The sequence below is a fragment of the Cellulomonas jepli genome, assembly GCF_047229345.1.
Taxonomy (GTDB): domain Bacteria; phylum Actinomycetota; class Actinomycetes; order Actinomycetales; family Cellulomonadaceae; genus Cellulomonas_A.
Window position 1 is genome coordinate 1 of record NZ_JBFTER010000175.1, and the last position, 4,551, is coordinate 4,551.

Here is a 4,551-nt window from a genome sequence, read left to right on the forward strand (position 1 = left end):
CGGGCGCTCCGGGCGCCGCGTCGCCCTCCGGCGGGCGGGGGACCCCGTCGTCCGCGGGAGGGCCCGGCGCCGCTTCGCCCTCGGGCGTGACGGTCCACTGGGCGGCCCGGTCGACGGGCGTCGTCCACCACCGGGCCGCGGGGTGGCTCACGGCGCGGTCCGCGACGCGCCGGAGCGCCGCCCGGACCTCGGGGGTGACGGCGAGCACGTCCTCGCCGTCGGGCTCCTGCCAGTAGCGGGCGTGGTCGACGGCGGCGGCGAGCGCGTCCAGGAGCGCGTCGCTGCCGAGCGGTGCGAGCGGCACGGCGGCGACGAGACGGGCGACGTCCGCGGGTGTCGACGTGGGCGGGTCGGGTACCGGTCCCGTGCCCACGGTGAGGAGCGCGCTCGACGTGCCCCGGCCGGGGTCGAGCGCGTGCGCGGCCCAGAACGCGGCCTGACGCAGACGGTCGACCTCGGGCACCCCGTCCGGGCGCCGCGTGCCGCGCGCGAGCTCGAAGCACAGCCGCCGGCCGCGCGGGCCGGCGAGCACGGCGTCGACGTCGAGGCCCATCGGGCCACGGTAGCGGCCGGGTGCGGGACGGGTGGGGCTGCGGGTCGCAGCGGCGGGCACGATCGGTGCCACGGGATCGTTGTCCCCCTGACGGCAGGCGGAGCGGCCGCCCCCGAGCGAGGAGCCCACGATGAAGTGCCCGATCGACGGTGCCGACCTGGTGATGTCCGAGCGGCAGGGGGTCGAGATCGACTACTGCCCGCAGTGCCGCGGCGTGTGGCTCGACCGCGGCGAGCTCGACAAGATCCTCGACCGCGCGGCCGAGCTAGCGAGCCCCGCGGCGGCGTCGGTACCGCCCGCACCTCCCGCGCAGGCGTACCCGACCGCGCCGTACCCGGCCGACCCCTACCCGTCCGGCGGCTACGCGCGGCCCTCCGGCGACGGCTACCGCGACGACCGGTACCGCGACGACCGGTCCCGCGGTGACTACGACCCGCGCCGCGACCCGCGGAACCAGCCGTACCGCAAGAAGAAGAAGGAGTCCTGGCTCGGGGACATCCTCGACTTCGGCTGACGGGTCGCCCGGCCGGAGCCGTCGCCGGCCGGGGAAGCCGACCGGTGCCTCGGCCTCGGTCGGGCAGGAGGTCTCAGGCCGAGACGCTCACGCCCGACCGGCCGAGGCCGACGGGCTCAGCGTCGACGGCCGCGCAGCGATGTCGCGCACGATCAGCTCGATCGTCGCCTCGTCCCGCAGGATCCGCTGGTGGCCGAGCCCGTCGGTGGCGACGAGCGTCGCGGTCGGCCACGACTCGGCGACGCGGTGGCCGACCGCGAACGGGGTCTCCTTGTCGCGCCGGTCGTGCACGACGAGCGTCTGCGGGAGCTGCCCGCCGGCGCCGAGCGGCGCGAGGTCGAAGTCGCTGAGCGCGTGCCCGACGAAGTCCTCGAGCGCGGTGCGGAGAAGGCCCTGGACGCGTGCGGAGAGCCGGAGCATGCGGTCGAAGTCCGCGAGGATCTCGGCGAAGTCGTGGTTGGGCGCGATCAGCACGAGCCTCTCGGTGCGCAGCGGGCCCGCGCTCAGCACCTTCGACGCGGCCGTCGTCCCCATCGAGTGCGCGACGACCGCCGCCGAGTCCCCGAAGTGCGCGCCGGCGACGTCGAGCGCCTCCATGACCTCCACGAGCGTCCCGCGCCCGGGGCCCAGCACGCTCGGGTCGGAGTCGCCGTGGCCCGGTGCGTCGAACGCGACGACGCGGTAGCCGGCGTCGACGAGCGGTGCGACGAACGCCCCGAGCTGCCCGCGCCAGCCGCCCCACCCGTGCACCAGGTAGACGACGGGCCCGGAGCCCCACGACTCGGCGACGACCCGGCCGCCTCGCGGCGCGGTCAGCTCGACGACCTCGCCGGCGTACGGCCGGAAGTCCTTGCGGCGCCCGGTGCCGCCCGGGAGCGTGCACCAGAGCGCGAACGCCTCGGCACCGGCGCGGCGGGGTGCGACGACGCCGAGCACGCGCAGCCGGCCGCGGACGTAGGCGAGCCGGGCGCGGGCGGCGAGCCGGCGACGGGTCGCGCGGGCGGTGCTGGCGCGGGGCGCGGTGGCCGGGGTGGAGGTCGTCCGGGCGGACGGGTCGACGGCGCTCATGCGGCGGCCTGCTCTCGGGTGGGGACGGTGCGGGAGGTCATGCGGAGACGGTGCCGGCCGGCGTGGCGGCGGCTGCGGGAGCGCGGCTGTCCCGGGCTTCGGGCGACGCGGCGGCACTGGGAACCGGCTCCGCCCGTGCGGCGTCGAGCAGGCGGTCGATCGCGGTACGGGCGTGGCGCTCGGCGGCGGGGTCCGAGAGCAGCCGGTAGCCGTGGTACATCGCGAGCATCACGCCGTGCAGGTCGGTCGCGAACTGCTCGGTGTCCGTGTCGGGGCGCAGCTGCCCCTCGGTCACCCCGCCCGCGACCATGCGCGCGATGCTGTGCGCGAGCTGCTGGTGCTGCTCACGCAGCCGGTCGCGCACGGGGCCGTCCTGCTCGTCGAGCTCGGTGCTGGCCTTGACGAACAGGCACCCGCCGGGCTGACGCTCGAGGCCGCACCGGATCCACAGCTCGGCGAGCGCACGGACCCGCTCCACGCCGCGCGGCGCGCGCAGCGCGGGGACGATCACGGTGGTCGCGAACTCCTCGGCGGCCGCGTCGAGCACCGCGAGCTGGAGCGCCTGCTTGGAGCCGAAGTGCGCGTACATCCCGCTCTTGGACATCCCGACCTCGTCCGCGAGCCCGCCGATGGTCAGCCCGCCGAGCCCGACGCGGCACGCGAGCTCGACGCCGCGCGTGAGCACGGCGTCCCGGGTGCGGCGTCCCTTGGGCAGGGCGGTCGTCGTCATCCAGCGAAAATAGCACGATCGTCCGAAAATAACAGCACGGTCGTGCGGAAACTGACTAGACCGGCAGGACGGCGAACAGCGAGTGGATGTTGCCCTCGGGGTCCGCGAAGAACCCGGTGTAGTGACCCCAGGCGGTCTCGACCGGTCGCGCGACCGCCTGGGCGCCGTGCGTCGAGAGCCACGCGAACCGCTCGTCGACCTCGGCGCGGTCGGCGCACTCGAAGTTCAGCTCGAACGCCTGACCGGACGTCCGGGCGCGGTACGCAGGGTGGTCGTGCGTGTGGGCGAGCATGCCCGCGCGGGAGAAGACCGCGAACCGGACGCCCTCGCCGGCGAATGCGACGTACTGCTCCTCCTCGACCGCGGTCGTGAGTCCGAGCGCGTCGCGGTAGAACGCGCTCAGCTGCGCGACGTCGTCCGCGAGCACGGTGATGCCCTCGAGTCTGGGGGTGGCCATGCGGTCAGTGTGGACCGCGCTCCGGCGCCGGCAGGTGCCGCGCTCGGGCCGCACAGCCGACCGTGCCGCCCGGACGCCCGGACGCCCGGACGCCCGGACGCCCGGACGCCCGGACCCCGGCGGTGCCGCCCGGATGCCAGCCGGACGCCCGGACGCCGGAACAGGTCCGCGTACAACTAGCCGCGCGCCGCCCGCCGTGCGAGCCGCTCGGTACGCGCGCGGTCGGCCGGCGACCCCGGGTTGGGCAGCAACCGCAGGACCACGAGCTGCTGCCCGAGCGACCACACCGTGCTGGTCAGCCAGTACAGGAGCACGCCGACCGGGACGTGCAGCCCGGGCACCGCGACGAGCACCGGCAGGACCCAGAGCAGGACGGCCTGCTGCTGCCGGGCGAGCGGGTTGCCCTCGAGCGACGCGGGGGAGGTGTTCCTGGTCGCGGTGATCCGCTGCGTGACGAGCTGCGTCACGCCCATCAGGACGATCATCAGCGCGGTCACGGCGATCGTCGGCCCGTGCCCCGAGCCCCACAGGACCCCCGAGAGCGGCGCGCCGAGCACGGTCGCGGTGTCGGCCTGCCGCACGAGCGCACCGGTCAGCGCGCCGACGGGCTCGTGCCGGCTCAGCCCCTGGAGCGTCGCGAACAGCGCGAACAGCACCGGCGCCTGGACGAGCGCGGGCAGGCAGCCCAGCAGCGGGTTCGCGCCGGAGGTCCGCATGAGCTCGACCTGCTCGCGCTGGTGCGCCTGCCGGCTCGCGGGGTCCGTCCGGCCCGCGTACCGGTCGCGGAGCCGGCGCAGCTCGGGCTGGACCGCCTGCACCCCGCGCAGGGCCCGGACCTGGACGACGACGAGGGGCACGAGGGCGAGGCGCACCACGACGACGAGCCCGACGATCGCGAGCGCCCACGCGGCGCCCCCGGCGGGGTCGAGCCCGGCGGCGGCGCCGAGGTGGTGGAAACCGGCGAGCAGCCACGCGACGAGCAGCTGCAGCGGGTGGACGAGGGTCGAGAAGGCGGACAGGACGGCGTCGACGACGGGCACGGCGGACTCCAGGGGAGAGGCGGGGTGGGAGGCGATCGCTCCCGCACCACGCCCGGTGCGCCGCCCGGACCCTCAGGTCCGGTGCGTGACGTCAGGCAGCCCGCGGGAGCAGCGTCGCTCCCGGGGCCCGCGGCCGCGGACGGCCCGGTGTCGCCGGGTCCTGCTGGCGCAGCGGCGCCGGCCGGGGCG

6 protein-coding genes and 1 pseudogene are annotated in these 4,551 nt (G+C 76.5%); 1 reads left to right on the forward strand and 6 read right to left on the reverse strand.

What is annotated here, in order from left to right; all coding sequences use genetic code 11:
• A pseudogene (locus AB6N24_RS22675) lies at window positions 1-553 on the reverse strand (hypothetical protein); the annotation flags it as partial.
• A 130-nt stretch (window positions 554-683) separates the two neighbouring features.
• Here AB6N24_RS22675 and AB6N24_RS22680 point away from each other — a divergent pair.
• Complete coding sequence (locus AB6N24_RS22680) at window positions 684-1,067, forward strand: TFIIB-type zinc ribbon-containing protein (protein ID WP_412871619.1); 384 nt, start codon at window positions 684-686, stop codon at window positions 1,065-1,067.
• Window positions 1,068-1,154: 87 nt separating this feature from the next.
• Here AB6N24_RS22680 and AB6N24_RS22685 read toward each other — a convergent pair whose 3' ends face one another.
• From AB6N24_RS22685 to AB6N24_RS22705, 5 genes are all read right to left on the reverse strand, one after another.
• Window positions 1,155-2,135 (reverse strand): alpha/beta fold hydrolase, encoded by a 981-nt coding sequence (locus AB6N24_RS22685; protein ID WP_412871620.1) that lies wholly within the window; start codon window positions 2,133-2,135, stop codon window positions 1,155-1,157.
• A 37-nt stretch (window positions 2,136-2,172) separates the two neighbouring features.
• On the reverse strand, window positions 2,173-2,865 hold the full coding sequence (locus AB6N24_RS22690; protein ID WP_412871621.1) for a TetR/AcrR family transcriptional regulator: 693 nt from the start codon (window positions 2,863-2,865) through the stop codon (window positions 2,173-2,175).
• Window positions 2,866-2,920: 55 nt separating this feature from the next.
• Window positions 2,921-3,322, reverse strand: a complete 402-nt coding sequence (locus AB6N24_RS22695) for a VOC family protein (protein WP_412871622.1) — start codon at window positions 3,320-3,322, stop codon at window positions 2,921-2,923.
• Window positions 3,323-3,498: 176 nt separating this feature from the next.
• A complete protein-coding gene (gene yidC, locus AB6N24_RS22700) occupies window positions 3,499-4,362 on the reverse strand; it encodes a membrane protein insertase YidC (RefSeq protein ID WP_412871623.1) in 864 nt (287 codons plus the stop codon).
• A 91-nt stretch (window positions 4,363-4,453) separates the two neighbouring features.
• Window positions 4,454-4,551, reverse strand: a 98-nt coding sequence (locus AB6N24_RS22705) for a DUF6412 domain-containing protein (RefSeq protein ID WP_412871624.1), incomplete at its 5' end; no start/stop codon positions are given.

Excerpts from the sequence above, each read along its gene's own strand:
- AB6N24_RS22680 (WP_412871619.1), top strand. The coding sequence starts at position 684 with ATGAAGTGCCCGATCGACGGTGCCGACCTGGTGATGTCCGAGCGGCAG.
- AB6N24_RS22685 (WP_412871620.1), bottom strand. The coding sequence starts at position 2,135 with ATGAGCGCCGTCGACCCGTCCGCCCGGACGACCTCCACCCCGGCCACC.
- AB6N24_RS22690 (WP_412871621.1), bottom strand. The coding sequence starts at position 2,865 with ATGACGACGACCGCCCTGCCCAAGGGACGCCGCACCCGGGACGCCGTG.
- AB6N24_RS22695 (WP_412871622.1), bottom strand. The coding sequence starts at position 3,322 with ATGGCCACCCCCAGACTCGAGGGCATCACCGTGCTCGCGGACGACGTC.